The organism is Fusibacter fontis, from assembly GCF_055378735.1.
On sequence record NZ_AP042445.1, the window covers coordinates 2,245,487 to 2,262,804 of the forward strand.

Annotated in this window: 11 protein-coding genes; 3 read left to right on the forward strand and 8 right to left on the reverse strand. The window is 37.2% G+C overall.

The window, feature by feature from the left end:
• Window positions 1-70: 70 nt before the first annotated feature.
• The 4 genes from ACZ41W_RS10120 to ACZ41W_RS10135 all read right to left on the reverse strand — a co-directional run bounded on the left by ACZ41W_RS10120 (window position 71) and on the right by ACZ41W_RS10135 (window position 4,037).
• The gene (locus ACZ41W_RS10120; RefSeq protein ID WP_464311861.1) at window positions 71-586 is read right to left on the reverse strand and encodes a cob(I)yrinic acid a,c-diamide adenosyltransferase; all 516 of its coding nucleotides are present in this window, start codon (window positions 584-586) and stop codon (window positions 71-73) included.
• A 106-nt stretch (window positions 587-692) separates the two neighbouring features.
• Entirely contained in the window at window positions 693-2,198 is a 1,506-nt protein-coding gene (locus tag ACZ41W_RS10125; RefSeq protein ID WP_464311862.1) for a WG repeat-containing protein, read from the reverse strand.
• A 209-nt stretch (window positions 2,199-2,407) separates the two neighbouring features.
• The gene (locus tag ACZ41W_RS10130; protein WP_464311863.1) at window positions 2,408-3,199 is read right to left on the reverse strand and encodes a TIGR00266 family protein; all 792 of its coding nucleotides are present in this window, start codon (window positions 3,197-3,199) and stop codon (window positions 2,408-2,410) included.
• 103 nt (window positions 3,200-3,302) lie between these two features.
• Window positions 3,303-4,037, reverse strand: coding sequence for an NAD-dependent protein deacylase (locus ACZ41W_RS10135; RefSeq protein WP_464311864.1), 735 nt, complete (start codon window positions 4,035-4,037; stop codon window positions 3,303-3,305).
• 199 nt (window positions 4,038-4,236) lie between these two features.
• On the opposite strand from ACZ41W_RS10135, the gene ACZ41W_RS10140 reads away from it, so the two are divergent.
• On the forward strand, window positions 4,237-5,223 hold the full coding sequence (locus tag ACZ41W_RS10140; protein ID WP_464311865.1) for a lipoate--protein ligase: 987 nt from the start codon (window positions 4,237-4,239) through the stop codon (window positions 5,221-5,223).
• A 17-nt stretch (window positions 5,224-5,240) separates the two neighbouring features.
• On the forward strand, window positions 5,241-6,101 hold the full coding sequence (gene lipA, locus ACZ41W_RS10145) for a lipoyl synthase (protein ID WP_464311866.1): 861 nt from the start codon (window positions 5,241-5,243) through the stop codon (window positions 6,099-6,101).
• Window positions 6,102-6,103: 2 nt separating this feature from the next.
• Here lipA and ACZ41W_RS10150 read toward each other — a convergent pair whose 3' ends face one another.
• On the reverse strand, window positions 6,104-7,936 hold the full coding sequence (locus ACZ41W_RS10150) for a putative bifunctional diguanylate cyclase/phosphodiesterase (RefSeq protein ID WP_464311867.1): 1,833 nt from the start codon (window positions 7,934-7,936) through the stop codon (window positions 6,104-6,106).
• A gap of 467 nt (window positions 7,937-8,403) precedes the next feature.
• Here ACZ41W_RS10150 and ACZ41W_RS10155 point away from each other — a divergent pair, with 467 nt between their 5' ends.
• Window positions 8,404-10,119, forward strand: coding sequence for a 5'-nucleotidase C-terminal domain-containing protein (locus ACZ41W_RS10155; protein WP_464311868.1), 1,716 nt, complete (start codon window positions 8,404-8,406; stop codon window positions 10,117-10,119).
• A gap of 233 nt (window positions 10,120-10,352) precedes the next feature.
• Here the strand turns inward: ACZ41W_RS10155 and ACZ41W_RS10160 are convergent, their stop codons facing one another.
• From ACZ41W_RS10160 to ACZ41W_RS10170, 3 genes are all read right to left on the reverse strand, one after another.
• Window positions 10,353-11,318 carry an anti-sigma factor domain-containing protein gene (locus ACZ41W_RS10160; protein WP_464311869.1) on the reverse strand — a complete coding sequence of 322 codons (966 nt, stop codon included), beginning with the start codon at window positions 11,316-11,318 and terminating at the stop codon, window positions 10,353-10,355.
• Window positions 11,319-11,674: 356 nt separating this feature from the next.
• Window positions 11,675-12,397 carry a hypothetical protein gene (locus ACZ41W_RS10165; RefSeq protein WP_464311870.1) on the reverse strand — a complete coding sequence of 241 codons (723 nt, stop codon included), beginning with the start codon at window positions 12,395-12,397 and terminating at the stop codon, window positions 11,675-11,677.
• Window positions 12,398-12,598: 201 nt separating this feature from the next.
• A complete protein-coding gene (locus ACZ41W_RS10170; RefSeq protein WP_464311871.1) occupies window positions 12,599-17,209 on the reverse strand; it encodes a S8 family serine peptidase in 4,611 nt (1,536 codons plus the stop codon).
• Window positions 17,210-17,318 lie beyond the last annotated feature (109 nt).

Consider the following 17,318-nt stretch of genomic DNA (forward strand, 5'->3'; position numbering starts at 1 on the left):
TTTTAGTGATTGAGTCACGCTAGTGATTGAGTCACGCTAGTGATCGAGTCACGCTAGTGATCGAGTCATGCTAGTGATCGATCCCGTCTCTCGAAAGAACGCCTGCGTGATAATAATGCTTCACTTCCTTCATTTCAGTGACAAGATCTGCAATCTCGATAATTGCTTCAGGTGCATATCGCCCCGTTAAGACCACTTCCACATGAGGCGCTCTACCTATTAGCGCTGAAATCACGTCTTCAACTTGTATCAATTGATAATGGAGCGCAATAAAAATTTCATCGAGTATGACCACATCGAAAGTTCCCAATTTCAATCGGTCTGCGCATTTACTAAGCGCTTCTTCAGCAGCGATGACATCGCTTTCTTCAGGAGATTTAAACACAAAACATCCCTTTCCAAGCTGCTCAATCTCAATATTTGGAACAAGTTCAGTTATCTTTGTTTCATTGTATTTCATGTCTTTGACAAACTGTCCAACGTAGACCGATTTTCCAGACATAGCCGCTCTTAAAGCAAGTCCAAATGCTGCAGTTGATTTACCTTTGCCATTACCGGTGTATACTTGAATATAACCTTTTTCCATCTAATTTTCCTCTCCTAACTACGACTCATGCTACTTACGATTCATGCTGCTTATGATTCATGCTGCTTATGATTCATGCTGCTTACGACTCATACTATGCTGTTCACTATTCATGCTGAAGAGCTTTGTAAAATTGCCCTTCTTTATCAAAATACTGATCCAAGACAGAAAGTGGTATTTCACACGTTGGAAAACCGGCAGCATAAGGTGCCACTTCGTATATATGATAATGAATTTGCATCAAATCTTTTTCAAAAGTCACGGAAAATTGCCCATTTGTCAAAGCTTCAATACGTTCTTCTGTAGATGCGTTGGCATCTAGATAAAGTTGAATATCTTTGTCATTAATAAACTGAGCATCGGCGAAATTTGCAATGACACGTTTCCAATCGACATCTAATCTAAAAAGAGTTTCAAGTTTAAGTGAATCTCCCGTTCCGAGATCGTAATAGAGCGTTTCCCAGTACGGATTTGGGTGTGCTGCTCCAAATCCATAAAAATACCCTTTCATTTCGTAATTCAGTAAATTGCCCACTCGACTCAGCTCATAGTCGTAATTAACCACTGCGTCTATATGATCGACGGTTGCCAAATCTACGACAGCCTCTTCACCAAATAACGTATCTCCGATATACTCTTTAGCAGTTTCAAAGAGTGCCTTATTAAGTTTAGATTGGACATACAAATTGTCTAGTGAAAACTGAGGATAGAAGATACTGCTTCCAATATATGTTGATAGGATGTCTGTTTGATACGTCATTCCGCCATCAAGATCCCCCGATTTTTTTACGGTTTCTATCTCTCCACCTTCATAAGGGATGATCCATTTCATTCGTTCAAGTGTGTCGTCCATTGGGACTACGACGATTTGATCGCCGTCACGCGTGGCTTTAACTGGAAAATAGAATTCTGAATATTTTTTAATAGGCACTCCATCTCGATTGATAAAATACGATTTTATACCATTGTTGGCAACGAAGAGATTCTCTTCAACAGGGTAAGCATAATAATATCCATCTTGTCCTTGCACCTGTCCATCTCCATTGACGAGTTTATATTTCACAACTGCATCGCCATTGAGGCCATATCCCGTCCAAAATTCCAATTTATCTGTCACTAAATAGCGCCAAGTATCCACTCTGACAATATAACCATTGGGTTCAATCACATAGTCTCCCCGTGGATCAATTAGACCATATACACCTTCTGCGAGCACACCTAACGTAAGCTCATCCTCTTTTGGTTTAACTTTGACAAGGGCTCTTCCGCCATAAAAATCCCAAGCTTGCTCATACTTTGCGTCGATCACTACTTCATCGTCGTCCATAAACCCATAAAGCCCTGTTTTACTATCTTGAAATGCATGCCAACCAGAGCTCACACTCTCATCTTCAATGAGCGCATCGCTTTCATCAACAATTTTTCCAGGGGGATCATTATTGAGTGAAACTTTCATGATGATGACAACGACGAGCAACAAACTCATATAAAATATAAAATGACGCACCCATCTCTTTAAACGGCCATTTTGAAGACGATTGCCATCAATTTCACTCGATATAATTGAATCCGCTTCGCTACGGATTTTTTCTTTTTTGCGGTTTATTTTCATAAGAATTCCCTTCAAATTACTGACATGTCTCAGTCTGATACACTTATGATTATTATAACGTATTTAGCCTGTTAAATACTATCAAAATCCGATAAAACACGCGAAAAAAAACGCTTATTTTTTATCAAGAAGCACTCGTTTCTCTTCTTTCAAATAAGCGTTTGTCTACATCTATTTAGTTTTGCTCGCGAATGTCTCTATCGCCAGCATCAATTACCATCAAGTAAGTTTCCGAGTCCACCGAGGATGCTACCTTCACCTGTTGATTTGCCGCCATAAGAACGTGCATTGGCGAGGATTCGATCTGCCATTCTAGAGAACGGAAGCGATTGAAGCCAAACTTTACCTGGACCTCTTAATGTCGCAAAGAATAAACCTTCGCCACCAAACAACGCGCTTTTAACACCTTTAACCATCTCGATATTATAATCTACCGAACCAGTAAGTGCCACTAAACAACCTGTATCGACTCTTAACACTTCACCTGCAGCAAGTTCTCTTTCAATAATCGTACCACCAGCATGTAAAAATGCCAGCCCATCACCTTCCAATTTTTGCATGATGAAACCTTCACCACCAAAGAAGCCTACGCCAATTTTTTTCTGGAATGCAATGCCAATGGAAATACCTTTTGCAGAACACAAATAAGCATCTTTTTGAGCGATCAACTTTCCACCTACAGAAGTCAAATCAACAGGTACAATCTTGCCTGGATATGCAGCTGCAAATGCCACTTTTTTACGATCTCCTGCATTATTTGTAAATTGTGTCATAAATAAACTTTCGCCTGTAATCATTCTTTTTCCAGCGCCCATGAGTTTTCCCATGAATCCGCCACCTTGATCGGTACCATCGCCAAAAACCGTTTCCATCTCAATACCATTTTCCATGTACATCATAGCGCCAGCTTCAGCCATCACCGTTTCACTTGGATCTAACTCGATTTCAACAAATTGCATATCATCGCCGTATAATTCATAATCGATATCGTGCGCTCTCATAATGCCTCCTGAACAATATAATTGGGTTTGTAGACTTGAAATTATTTTATCACATGACATTTACACTTTCAATTATTTACAAAATATAACTTTTAAAGCGTTCTCATGGCTCATCGCTCTCAAAAGTTTCTCTTAATACCTTCCCAATGGCGTCTTCAATGTGAATCTTCGCCCAACTGTCTCGAGATGTTTTGCCTTTATTTATAAGCACAAGTTTATTCCCTCGATAATAATCAATCAGACCTGCTGCGGGAAAAACTACCAGTGAAGTTCCACCGACAATGAGCACATCGGCAGCAACAATGTAGTCAATCGCACGATCGACCACATCCATATTCAGACTCTCTTCATATAAAACAACATCTGGTTTAATCATTGCACCACAGATATTACAATGTGGAATTCCTTCGCTGTGGATAATCTTATCCAATCCATATTTTTTTCCACAATCCATACAGGTATTTTTGTGAATAGAACCATGAAGTTCTAAAACATTTTTCGATCCAGCTTTTTGATGAAGTCCATCGATGTTTTGAGTAATAACGGCCTTCAATTTACCGTTAGCTTCTAACTGAGCCAAAACTTTGTGGGCATCATTTGGCTGAGCCTCTTCGTAAATCATCGATTCACGATAAAATTTAAAGAAAGACTCTGGTTCTTTCATAAAAAACCGTCTGCTGAGAATTTCTTCAGGTGAGATGACTTTTCCAGAAGTGTGATAAAGTCCATTTGCGGACCTAAAGTCTGGAATGTTACTCTCTGTGGAAACACCTGCACCTCCAAAAAATACAATATTATGACTTTCCTCTAGTAATGTTCTTAAATCGCGATATGCCATTTTAATCACTCCTGTCTTATGGGCGTTTTGCTATTATATGCTTAATTATTTATACGATCCTTATATAGCGTTTGACACCACCTGTGGATTCCCTTGATATGTGGCTTGATATGTGCCTTATTATTTGTTAGTATGAGTATGTTCGGTTAATGAAACATACCAGAATCCATTAATCAAAAACTTACAACTGGAGGTTCTATTGAAACTTGTCATCAACACTTCTAAATCCGCCTATTTTAATTTAGCACTTGAAGAATACTTACTTTCGCAATATGAAGACGAATTTTTTATGTTATGGACAAGCGTTCCTTCCATTTTAATCGGGAAACACCAAAATACTTATACAGAAATCAATATACCCTACGTCGAAGAAAACAAAATCCCTGTGGTGAGACGCATGTCAGGAGGCGGAACCGTTTTCTGCGATCCGGGCAATATCAATTTTACGTTTATAGAAAAAGATCAGGGAAGTTTTGCAGACTTTCAAAAATTTACTAAACCCATTTTAAATTATATTCAAACCCTTGGAGTTCCAGCAGAATTTTCTGGTAGAAATGACCTTGTCATCCATGGACAAAAGTTTTCAGGCAATGCTCAGTATCGTCTGAAGAGCAGAATCCTACATCATGGAACACTTCTATTTGACTCTATGATCGGTAACCTTGTCAATGCCTTAACGCCAAAAGAGGAAAAATTCAAGGATAAATCCGTTAGTTCGGTCAAAGCGCGCGTGACAAATATCAAGGCTCATCTTGAAAACAAAGACATGACAGTTGAGACATTTCGTTCAGAAATATATGCGTATATTCACGAAACATTTGCAGATTGTAGCTTTTATGAGCTTACAGAGTCTGATATTCAAGCAGTCAATCGACTCGTGAAAGATAAATACGAAACTTGGCAATGGAACTATGGTGATTCACCCAAATACGACTATGAAAATATCCGTAAGTTCCCTTCCGGTCTTGTTGAGCTCGGTCTGACGGTACGAAAAGGTGTTATTCAGCACCTTTCACTACATGGGGATTTCTATGCAACTAAAGAAACAACTGAATTATGCGAAACACTTATCGGTGTGCCTCATGAGGCTGCTGCGATTCACGCTGCATTAAGTTTAGTCGATTTCAATGCCTATTTGCAAGGCATACCAGTAGATGAATTTGTTGCATTTATGACTGAAATATAATCCAGGAGGCTTTTCCAATGACGAAAATCCCTTACACCAAAAAACCCGATTGGTTAAAAGTAAAGATTTCTAATCCTAAGAATCTGAACCAAGTAACATCGCTCATTCAATCTCTCAATCTCAACACCGTCTGTCACGGGGCAAACTGTCCAAATCGACTGGAGTGTTTTTCTAAAAAAACTGCAACTTTTATGATCTTAGGAAGTGTCTGTAGCCGCCATTGCCGTTTTTGCAATATCGAAAGCGGTCAATTGCTGCCGCCCGACCTGGATGAACCTTATCGCGTTGCAAAAGCAGTGAAAGAACTCGAATTAAAGCATGCGGTCATCACCTCGGTTACGAGAGATGATTTATCCGATGGAGGCGCTTACATTTTTGCAGAAACCATCAGGGCCATACGCGAGGCGTCACCTGATACGATTATCGAAGTGCTGATTCCTGACTTTAAAGGTGATTTTGATGCATTAAAATGTGTGATGGATGCAAAGCCACATGTCATTAATCACAATGTTGAAACCGTTGAGCGTCTATACGAAAGTGTACGACCTGAAGCGGATTATGCGCAAAGTCTAGAGCTTCTCAAACGCGTTAAAGAATATGCACCTTCTATTTTATCAAAATCTGGTTTTATGCTGGGTCTTGGTGAAGAACAGCCTGAGGTGCACAAGCTCATAGAGGATTTAAAAGCGGTTCACACGGACATCTTAACTATCGGGCAATATTTGCCACCATCTAGCCAACATGCGCCACTTATTGCTTATATCACACCAGAAGCATTTGATGCTTATGGTCAATACGCGAGAGCGATTGGTATCGATCATGTCGCTTCTTCACCACTTGTTCGCAGCTCATACAATGCGCACGAGCTGTATTTATAACGTCACTTAGGGTTTTTAAGTGGCGATGGTTTTGAAAAAAGATACCCTTGGTGCACATTGCAGCCGAAGTTGAGAAGCATATCACTTTGTTTTTTCGTTTCGACACCTTCTGCGACGATGTTGATGCCATAGGTATCTTTTAAGTTGATAATGGTTCGTATGAGCGTGCCTGTTTTCTGATCATCACTGAGTTGTTGAATGAATGATTTGTCGATTTTGAGTTCGTCAAAGCCAAGTTTAGATAGATAACTCAGTGACGAATATCCCGTTCCAAAATCATCTAAAGAAATCTTAAATCCTTCTATTCTTAATTGTCTCAGAACATCCGCCATTAAATCTAAATTTTCAATCAAACTGTCTTCGGTAATTTCTAAAGTAATGTGATGTGGATTGATTCCCTTCTTCTTTGTCTCTTGTATCACAAAGTCTGAAAACTCAGGCGATGCAATATGTGTCGGCGATATATTAATCGACACAGAGATGTCTTCACCATAGACTTTCACTAAGGCGCGATATTCTTCAAGAACTTTTCGAATCACCATATTGCCAAAAACAATACTTAAATTTGCCTTATCAATAATCGGGATAAATGTCGATGGTGGCACCGAGCCAAGCGTCGGAGATTCCCACCTTGCCAAGGCTTCTACTCCCACCACTTTATTGTCCGTGCAATCGCGTTTTTCTTGATAACTGATATAAAATTCATTATGACTAATCCCTTGTGCCAAGTAATTCTTAATCTTCTCTTCACTTCTAAATTTTTCATCCAGTTCATAATCATAATTCATCACGCTATATTTTTTATGAATTTTTGCCTGTTCAAGCGCCATTGCCGCTTTTTGTATCACTTCAGAAATACTGTCATACTCTCCGTCAATTTCAACAAAACCTGCATTAAAATGAATATTCGTGGGAATATCCTTTTCATCGGCTTCTAGATTGATCACATCTGCAAGTTTCCCAATTCTAATCAGCATATCGTCTGAATTTTTTGAAAGACTATGCCATACAAACTCATTACCAGCGATTTTTGCCACACACTCATCGATTTGTTTTTCTTTTTCAAGAGCCGCCCCCACATGACAGATGACTCGATCGCCAAGATCCGTCCCGTAAATGGAGTTAATTAGATTGAGTCCGCGAATATTTAGAAGGACTAAAAAACCAGTCTTTGGCTTTTTCTCATCCATTTCTTCAATAAAACGGTTGCCGTTTGGCAGTTTTGTTAATTGATCATAATACGCTAAATGATAAATTTTATCCAGATGTAAATCAACATCCATCATGCTGTCTAACAAGTACTTTTTAATTGCGCCAAAAACAACTAGTAAGATGATCTCAAGCATGAGTAGTACCAATGCGTGTATTCCCCACTCAAATGGATTGTTTAAAAGTGCTTCATGTGCACCACGGTACTCAATCCACCCAAAATGTATCATTACTGGAAAGGTTATATAAAGCCCAAATAAAACAAGCGAATAAATAAGGCCTGTTTTATATGTAAAAAATCCGATGGTTAGAATCAAACTGATGGTAAGAAGGGCTACGCCTGAGCTATTGATGCCATATACATAAAGAGATGCCATCCCCTGAACAAGTGATGTTACAATTAACACGATGATTTTTGCGCGTATACTCACAAGTTCTCTTGCAAAAAAAAGAAATAATAACACAGCACCAATGGCAGCATTATAGGTCACAAAAAATAGCTTTGACTCAACAACATAGACTGCGTATGCACCAACAAAACAAATCAGAGATGCCAATGGGAGTATGATGTTAATGCTACTTTCAATGCGACTAAGTATCATTTTTTCATATGTTTTACTCTCCATAAGCACCTCCGAATGGATTCTACATTTAAAAAGATTCTAGGTTTAAAAAAGGTTCTAGGTTAAAAAGCCTTTATTTTTACAAGATTATGATAATATATACCTGTTTTGTGTTAAATTTAAGCACCTTTTTCAGATTAGGAAACTGCTTAATTTAATTTATGAAAATTGATGACAACGAATTCGATTATGTAGTTATATTTGCATGACTGTCTAAGATTTTTTGTTAGTGAAATGTTACAAATTTGAAGGATTTATTTGAAATTTTCTGTGTTTTAGAATAACATAAGAAGTGTATGTATATTCATGTGCGCAAAAGCATCATATCGTTTCGAACATTCAATCATTTTTCCTATTTTTATCACAATTTTTAGGCAAAAGATGACTCATCGTGAGAAGTGAATGCTCAACCTATGACTGTTTGCGCCGAGCATAAACACAAAACTTATAGTAACTTAAGGAGGTTTATCGTGAAAAGAAAGTTGTCAGTATTATTATTAGTTGTACTACTCATCACATCTATTCCAATGTTTGCGGACACATATGTGGTGCAAGATGGTGATGTTCTTTGGAAGATCGCTGAAAAATACGGAATGGATTACAAAACATTGGCAGAACTTAACAACATTAAAGACCCTAACTTCATCAAAGTTGGTCAAGTGCTTAATGTAACCAAAAAAGTAGCTGAAAAACCTGCTACAACACCTGTAGTGACACCTGTTGCAAAAACAGTTGATCCAGTTGTGAATATCGATATTCTTTCAACAAATGACTTCCACGGAAACTTAGTAGCTGGTTCTGAAGCAGGCGCTGCTAAACTTGCTGCTTACATTGATTTCTATGAAAGCTTAAATCCAGATGGAACGATCATTTTAGATGCTGGTGACTCTTTCCAAGGTACACCAATGTCAAACTTACTTTACGGCTCACCAGTTGTTGCTTTCTTCAATGAAGTTGGCTACACAGCTACAACAGTTGGTAACCACGAGTTTGACTGGGGTATTGAAACAGTTTTCAAAACAATGAAAGCTGAAAATGCAAAATACCAAATGTTAACTGCTAACGTTTATGAAAATGGCAAACTTGCTTCTTGGGCAAAACCATACATGATCAAAGAAGTTAACGGCGTTAAAGTAGGTATCATCGGTATCTCTACTCCTGATACTGCTACAACAGCTCACAAAGATTTCGTTGGCAAATATACTTTTGAAAACCCAACTAAAATCGTAAATGCTTTAGTTCCAACACTTGAAAAAGAAGGCGCTGATTTAATCGTTGTATTATCTCACTTACCAGCTGTTCAAGATAGCAAAACAAAAGCAATCACTGGTGAATTAGCAGATCTTGCAAACACTGTTAAAGGTGTTGATGCAATTATCGGTGGTCATGCACACAACGTTGTAACTGGTAAAGTAAACAACATTCCAGTAATCATGGCTTCAAAAAATGGTCGTATGATTGGTAACATCAAATTAACTTACGATACAGTAAACGACAAAGTTCTTGAAAGTAGCTCACAAGTTTATGGCGTTCAAAAAGGTACTTTAGGAATCCCAGTAAATGCTAAGATCGAAGCACTTGTTGCAAAATACAATACAGACTTAGCACCTACATTCAATAAATTAGTAGGTACTTTAACTGCTCCAATGACAAAAGACTACAATACAACTTCACCTGCTGGTAACTGGTTCGCTGACGTTTTAAGAGCTTCTAAGAAAGCAGACGTTGCATTCACAAACGCTGGTGGTATCCGTATTGAAGTTCCAGCTGGTCCTGTAACAATGGAAAAAATCTTTGAAATTATGCCATTTGATAATACACCTGTAACTACAACTATGAAAGGTAAAGATATCGTAGCTGTATTGGAACAAGGCTGTACACTTAAAAAAGGTATGATTCAAATTTCTGGTTTAACTTTCACTTATGATTCTTCTAAACCAGAATACAGCAGAGTCATTGAAGTTAAAATGGCTGATGGTTCTTTAATCGACATGAACAAAGACTACTTAGTTGTTACAAATGACTTCTTATCTGGTGGTCAAGATGAGTACGTAACACTTAAAAACTTTAAATGGTCTAACCCTTACAATGAACCATTATTAAGAAACTTATTAGCAGAAGACTTAAAAACTAAAGGAACATTGACTCCTGATACAACTTTAAGAGCTGTTGATGTGAAAAAATAAGGTTCGTTAGATTGATGTAATGAGCCGTGCAAGATAAAAGCCACGAAGATAGATTCTCTCCAAACGCGAAGTCCTCGCCGCGATGCGGCTGTGGAGCGTTTTACGATTATCTCTCTTCGTGGCTTTTTTATGATGCAATACATGGTTCATTTCTTTCAATTTGCACTCTGTGAGTGGTAAAAGCCTAAAGATAGGATCACTCTCCAAACGCGAAGTCTTTACCGCGATGCGGCTTAATCATGATCGTCCACTTCAAACTCATCTGTTTCTAACTCATCCAATTCTTCAACGTCTTCATCGTTTTCACGTTCATCTTCACTTTCCAAGTCATCTTTTTGGTGATCCTCTGTACTGTTTATCTCATTTTGTGTCTCCGTACTCTCTATCTCTTCTGGATCCTCTTTAATATCTTCAGAACTGTTTTCATCAATTTCTATGACCCAGTTCATCTTTTCTGAATGAGGATCTATTTTTTTATAAATATCCTTAATACTTAAATGCTCGACTTCATACTCGGAAAGATTTTTGTATTGATCACTTAATAGCGCTCTTCCCAAACTTCCCTTTCTCATTTCATATGTTTCATACTGATGACTCACAGCAATCCCTATCTCGCCATTTGATGCCATTAGACTTAAATCATCTTTAATCTTTGACACGAGTCGTTGTCCCTGATCATTCAATGGCGCTATACCAATCAAAATATCGTGTTTATCACTAACATAACCCAAATCTTTGGCAGCTACTATCATATTCTTTAGTACCTCTAGATACAAATGTTCCAATGCTTCATCTTCACGAACTAGAGTCTTAGCTTCATCATTTAAATAAACAACGCGTTTTATATAGCCTCGAGCATCCAATTCAAATTCGATACTTGGGTTGATATCCATACTTAAAACTGCTGCTGTTTCCAATGAATGTGATTGACCAAAAAGAATTGCACAAATAAATAACGCTGCTGCTACAATAAGCTTTATTGAGCGAACCACTCTAAGTCGATCAGAGCCTTCTACATGATTTTTTATCGAACAAATATCTTCATCAAAAAAATACACTTGATCGCCAACATGAATCCCCTTTTTAAATTTTATGCGCATTAACTCGCTATTTTCCGTTAGCATGATGACATTATCATCCTCTATTTCCAATGCCAATCCACTATACATTTTAGAAGAGATTACTTTACTTTGATCCATTTTTGTATCTCCTCCAAATCTTTGATAAACACTAGCATCATAGAAAGTATAAACACTTTACTTTTTTCGATAATTTTGACACTGACTTTCACGTAATGATGAATCATCAAGATAGGCAATCTTAATTTTTTATATAATAGAGAAACAATTTCATCGTTTTGACTAGAGGCTTCTGCTATTTGACACGCTCTCTTGCAAGTATCTGTATGCTTTGGCTTCGTATCGATAATTCGTCTAAATGATAAACCAAATTTATGAAGTTCTTCTTTCCAGAGAATGATTTCATCTAACAGAATGGAATTCTCTTTTTCATCAGAATCGCCATATTCATTTATCTCCCCTGACAGATCAACGACTTATTTGTCGTCATCTTCATCGTCATCATCGTCATCGTCGTCATCGTCTTGATTATTCTTGTTACTTTCTAAAACAAGTTGTTCAAAAATCTGTTGATTTATTTTTTTATATTCAATTGAATCACTGATTGCCGCAAGCAATGTCATAAATTTTTCACTCACTAAGAACACTTCAAACTGTTCTTTCGATAAGTTTTTTAGCCCTGTAAGCTTTTCAACTTCTTCTCTATAATACTGCATGAGCAAACTATTTCCTACTCTTTTTATATTATCAGTTTGCTGAGCATTCAATCTTTGTAAGTAAACAGGTGAACCCATGAGCGCAACACCAATATCATTCAAAAGAAATTCGTATGCTTGACCGTCAGAATCAAGCCCTATGAGAATAGGTAATGCATTCGCTACATTTAATTCAAGAAAAATTGATTTTAAACCCTCTTGAATCTCTACGCCGATTAGTTGAGGGTACTTTGTACTTGAATCTGTAGTTTTAACCACTGAAATGATTTTACCTTTTGAATCTACTACGAATGTAAAATCCTGTGATCCATCTACATATAGTGTGGAATATGTCTGAGTTGCAACATCTGTCTCCATCGTTCCCGACTGTACTTGCGCCGCTACAATTATTGAACTATTCATCATAATTAAAACCATCACCAAAATGAATATACTGCCCTTAGAGATACCCTTTTTTAATACTTCAATACTTGATTTTTTCATTTTCATCCTCCTAAATTATTTTACTAATCATGCTGTGTTTGAAGCATCAATTTTCAAACATCCAGTATATAATACAAACCGATTCACTAATTTAGGTGGTTTTTTCAAAAAATAAAAGGAGACATTGTAAATCTATTATTAGATTCACAATGTCTCCTTAGTCATTTACTTATTATTAACAGTCACTATTTCTAGTTCCTATTATTTGTAAAGCATTTGACGAATAATTGAAATTGCTTCAGCTCTTGTAGCTAACTCAAGTGGTCTGTATGCATTGTTGTAACCAACGATGATACCTTCTTTTTGAACATAGCCAACATATTTCAAGTTTTCGCTAGAAATCTTAGCAGCATCTGTAAATGTTACGCTTGGTGAATGATCAGCCAAGTCAACATTGTTGATGATTGCATGAGCTTTCGCAGTGATAGCAGCGATATCTTGACGAGTGATTTTTTCCATAGGTCTGAAGTTACCATCTTTATCAGCAGCGATTAAACCTAAATCAGCAGCTTTTGCAAGGTAACCAGCATACCATTCGCCAGCAGCAACATCTTTAAATGTGCCTTTACCTGAGTTTGTTTCGCCCATAGCTCTTACGATCATAGCAACGAACTCAGCTCTAGTGATATTAGCTTGTGGTGCAAATGAAGTTTCAGATACGCCAGAAGCAACGAATTTAGCTAACATTTCTTCGATATTTGCTTGTGCCCAGTGTCCTTTGATATCAGCAAAAGTTTTGCTGTAAGACATTAATGCATAAGCGCTAAAGTGTGGAGCTTTTGCAGTTAACATACCTGTTTGTGCATCGAAAGTTGTCATGATAAATTTCCATGAACCATCTGCTTCTTGAACCCAAACGCCAACGTTTTGTGGGTTTATTGTTCCAGCAGGAACTTTAAATGATAACTCAGGTTGAGCTTTAAATGTACCAACTTTTTTACCATCTACTAAAACGTCTAATTCATAAGCAACGTTAAGTGGTGTAACACCTTCTTCAACATTGTATTTTTCAACAGCTTTAGGAGCCATTTGAACCGTTACATCTTTACCAGCAAAATCAGCGAATCCAGCAGGTAATTCAAATGTAACGTTTGTTCCTTGAATAACGATTGGTGAACCAGCTTTTGCAGCTGCTTCGAGTGCTGCATTTGGTAAGCTTACGCTTACAGGTTTAGTAGCATCTACTGAAGCAGGAAGTTGAATAACCACTGCGCCACCTTTTGCTGCTTCAACAGCCGCTTTAGCTACATCAGCAGGAAGAGTTACAACTGTACCAGTTGCGCCAGTGCTCACGCCTAATTTAGCAGGATCTACTTGTCCAGGTGTTGCTGGAGTTGTAGGTGTAGTAGGTGTAACTGGTGTTGTTGGTGTTCCAGGAGTACCTGGTGTTGTTGGTAAACCTGCACCTGGATCTGGTGTAACTGGTGTTGGTGTTGGATCTGGTGTTGGCGCTGGTGTGCTATATACAAGTGTAAGCGTAATTGCTCCAGCATTTCCAACTGTTAAGCCGTAAATAGATTCGTTACCTGCATAATCAACAGCCGATAAAAGATATCCGTTTAAACTAAGTCCAGTAACATCAATTGTATTCAATGCAGACTCAGCTACCACTTCGCCAGTTTGATTCATTAAAAGATAATATGCTATTTGATGCTCATCAGTTGCTGTTACTGTAACAACTGAAGGACTTGTTGAACTAACTGATGAAACTTTTGGTGCTTTTGTGTCAATAACAACTGGATAAGTGTAAATTTGTGTACCAAAACCATCTACTGAAGCTTCAATTTCATAATAATACTGACCATCAGCAACTCGTTTGTCATTGATTTTACCGTCCCAAATCAGAGACTTTTCATCATCTAATGTACTATCAGGCATTATATAGAATGGTTGTCCACTATAAGGTTTTCTCATGTTTTTTATTTTATTTAAACTGATATAGCCTAAAGAATTCTTATTTGCATCTAGTATTTTTACATTCATTGTTTTGATATTTCTCAATAGAGAAAATGACATTGAAACTGTATCTTTATATTGATCATTGTTTGGTGAAAATGCAACCGTATCCCAATCCCAATTACCTGTTATTGGATTAAAACCTAAATATCTCCAGGTAGTTGTTTTTTTCATATTTGAATCTACTGTTGTAAGTACATCACTCACCATTCGATGATATTCTGTTCCTGTTTTTTCATCAAAATAGAATCCACTTAGGTCAGAGCCATCATCAGCTTTATCATAAGCAGACAGATCAAATACAGGTGCAGCATCCCATTCTCCGTTAAACGCTAAGTATGGAATACTTAGATTTGGAATACCAGCTTCAAACATATCAATAAATTCAACATAGCCTTCTACAAAATATCCATTGTTACATAAAATTTCAAGTGCATCTTTCATTGGCATGAATTTCTTATCTGCGTATTCATATGAGCCACTTACATTTGAAATATCAACTTTCACAGTAATTGTATTTGTGCTATTTCCAGCTACCGGTACAATAACTATTGGAGTATTAGTTGTTGTTTTAACTAATTCTTTTGTATTATAAACATTGATAGTTGATGCATCTACATCTGGTGTAATTGTTATTACGCCCACAGTTGTTGACTGTGCTGCAATCAAATTACTTCCAGATACAGTTATTACAGTTCCTTCTAACATCATGTCATCTAAAAGTCTAAATGTATTATCTAATAGAGCATCTGTTAATGTGGAACCAGATATTACATATTGATGATCATTTGATGAAAAGTTTTCAAGTGCCACTTGGAACTCAAATACATCACCAACTTCTTTCATATTTATTTTGGCTTCTTTTTTAGCACCTACTGCATGAGGATATACATCTGTATTAACAACTGCATCTAAATTTAATAGACCTGCTCCCTGTTTTCTTACAGAGTAATAAGTTCCATATGGATCTACAATCGGATTTGCAGTCCCCATCATAAGCGCTTTGGCAAATATTCCCTTATTATGTTCAGTCATTGTAGGGAATTTCTTGTCAATATACTGCATTACTATTGCTGAAGCACCAGCGATATGAGGAGCAGCCATTGATGTTCCACTCATAGTTGTGTATTTACCATCATTTACCGTTGAATAAATATCTCCACCAGGTGCAGTAATCTCAGGCTTAAATTCTAAACTAGGTGTTGGACCCCAAGATGAAAAATCACTCATTTCAAGTGCATCTGGTTTGGCAAATTCAGCCCAATTAGCTGGGTCAAATTCTACAGTTTTTACTGTAGCAGCATTAAGTGCATTTCCATCTGCTTGACTAATAAACATAGCAGGGATTGTTGCATTATCTGGATATGCCATTGAAATTAAACCTGGTTCATACTTACTGTTGAATACAATAACTCCCGCAGCACCGTGTTTTTCCGCGTTAGATATTTTATCAGTAAAATTATATGATCCTCTTTTAATTAGTGCGATTTTACCAGTTAAGTCTTTTCCAGCGAAGTCTGCATCTGTTCCGCCCAAACCACAATACACATATTCTACAGGTCCTTGATTAAATACAGTTACTGGATCTGCATTGCCTGTTGGTTGAAACTTGATTTTTAGACCTTCTGAACTTTTAATGTATTGTAATGTTGCTATTGTATTTTCTGATGAAGCTACAGAGAAAGTATCCGCACCAGCACTTGGTGATCCTACTAAACCTGTGTCCGGATTTGAGTGCCAAGTATAATTATATGAGTTGGCATTTCCTTGACCAAATCTATAAGAATTACCTGCAGAAACAGATATTAATAAACCTGCCTTCTCAGCTCTAGAAATAGAAATTTGTTCTGGATCTTGTCCGTCTGTAAAGCCAGATGTAGAACCCAAACTCATATTGATAACATCTGCTCCTAAAATTACTGCATCGTCAATTGCTGCTACAATTGTATCTTCTGATGCATATTTATCCTTGTCACTAAATACCTTTAAAGATAATATTTGAGCTTCTGGAGCAACCCCTTTTATAGCGCCGTTAGCTGCTACTGTACCTGATACGTGACCACCATGCTCAGATGCTTCAGAGTATTGCAAATCTGGTTTTGTGTCCGCATCTCTATCAGCATAGTCATATGCAAAAGGCACTTTAGCAGATTTGTAAAAATCATTTGCAGTGTAGACAACTGATCCACTTGACTTAGTAAGACCAAAATTTTCTGCCGCAAGATCTTGATTTGCCACTACTGCTTCTACAAAAGATTTTGTGATTCTGCCTGTAGCATCATTTGTAAGTTTAAAATCTGGATGCATATAGTCAATTCCAGAGTCAATTACTGCTACTACCATCCCTTCACCTTTATAACCTACATCCCACATTGAGTTGGTATGTATGATCGGCTTACTATTGTTCATTTGAGGCTCTGGAAGTGTATATTGCTTTGCGATATAAACATTTTTAACATTTGGCAAAGCTTTTATTTTAGCTATATCAGCATATGTTGCGTCACAGCTAAATCCATTAAACGATGCTGTAAATGTATGTTGTAAAACAACGTCATCATTCAATGATTGAATTTTTGAAAATACCTGATTTTGAGCGGTAACTAGCTCATCATTTAGTTTTTCAACTTCATTTGAGTTAAGCTCAGTGTAACTAACGCCTGCATTAATAGCAGACTCAATAACTGGTTCCCCTTTCAGTTCGACAATTAAACGAACCGAATCATTACTGTTTGATTCTGTTATTTGCGTAACTGGTACTTTGAATGAGCTGTCAATCGTTACACCAAATGCCGGTGAAACTGTGCTCATTACGATCAATACAGCAAGTAAAACAGACCATATTCTCTTTTTGTTCATCTTGACCTCCTCAACTATTTGTCACACTGTGTTCATTTTCATTTCAGAAAGTTCACACAATTAACATTACGTTAATATTCATTATAACGTTTGATTACAAAAAAGTAAA

What these genes read in the sequence shown, in the direction of transcription:
- ACZ41W_RS10150 (WP_464311867.1), bottom strand. Translation starts at nt 7,936, where the DNA reads ATGGAGAGTAAAACATATGAAAAAATGATACTTAGTCGCATTGAAAGT.
- lipA (WP_464311866.1), top strand. Translation starts at nt 5,241, where the DNA reads ATGACGAAAATCCCTTACACCAAAAAACCCGATTGGTTAAAAGTAAAG.
- ACZ41W_RS10120 (WP_464311861.1), bottom strand. Translation starts at nt 586, where the DNA reads ATGGAAAAAGGTTATATTCAAGTATACACCGGTAATGGCAAAGGTAAA.
- ACZ41W_RS10170 (WP_464311871.1), bottom strand. Translation starts at nt 17,209, where the DNA reads ATGAACAAAAAGAGAATATGGTCTGTTTTACTTGCTGTATTGATCGTA.
- ACZ41W_RS10130 (WP_464311863.1), bottom strand. Translation starts at nt 3,199, where the DNA reads ATGAGAGCGCACGATATCGATTATGAATTATACGGCGATGATATGCAA.
- ACZ41W_RS10160 (WP_464311869.1), bottom strand. Translation starts at nt 11,318, where the DNA reads ATGGATCAAAGTAAAGTAATCTCTTCTAAAATGTATAGTGGATTGGCA.
- ACZ41W_RS10165 (WP_464311870.1), bottom strand. Translation starts at nt 12,397, where the DNA reads ATGAAAAAATCAAGTATTGAAGTATTAAAAAAGGGTATCTCTAAGGGC.
- ACZ41W_RS10135 (WP_464311864.1), bottom strand. Translation starts at nt 4,037, where the DNA reads ATGGCATATCGCGATTTAAGAACATTACTAGAGGAAAGTCATAATATT.
- ACZ41W_RS10125 (WP_464311862.1), bottom strand. Translation starts at nt 2,198, where the DNA reads ATGAAAATAAACCGCAAAAAAGAAAAAATCCGTAGCGAAGCGGATTCA.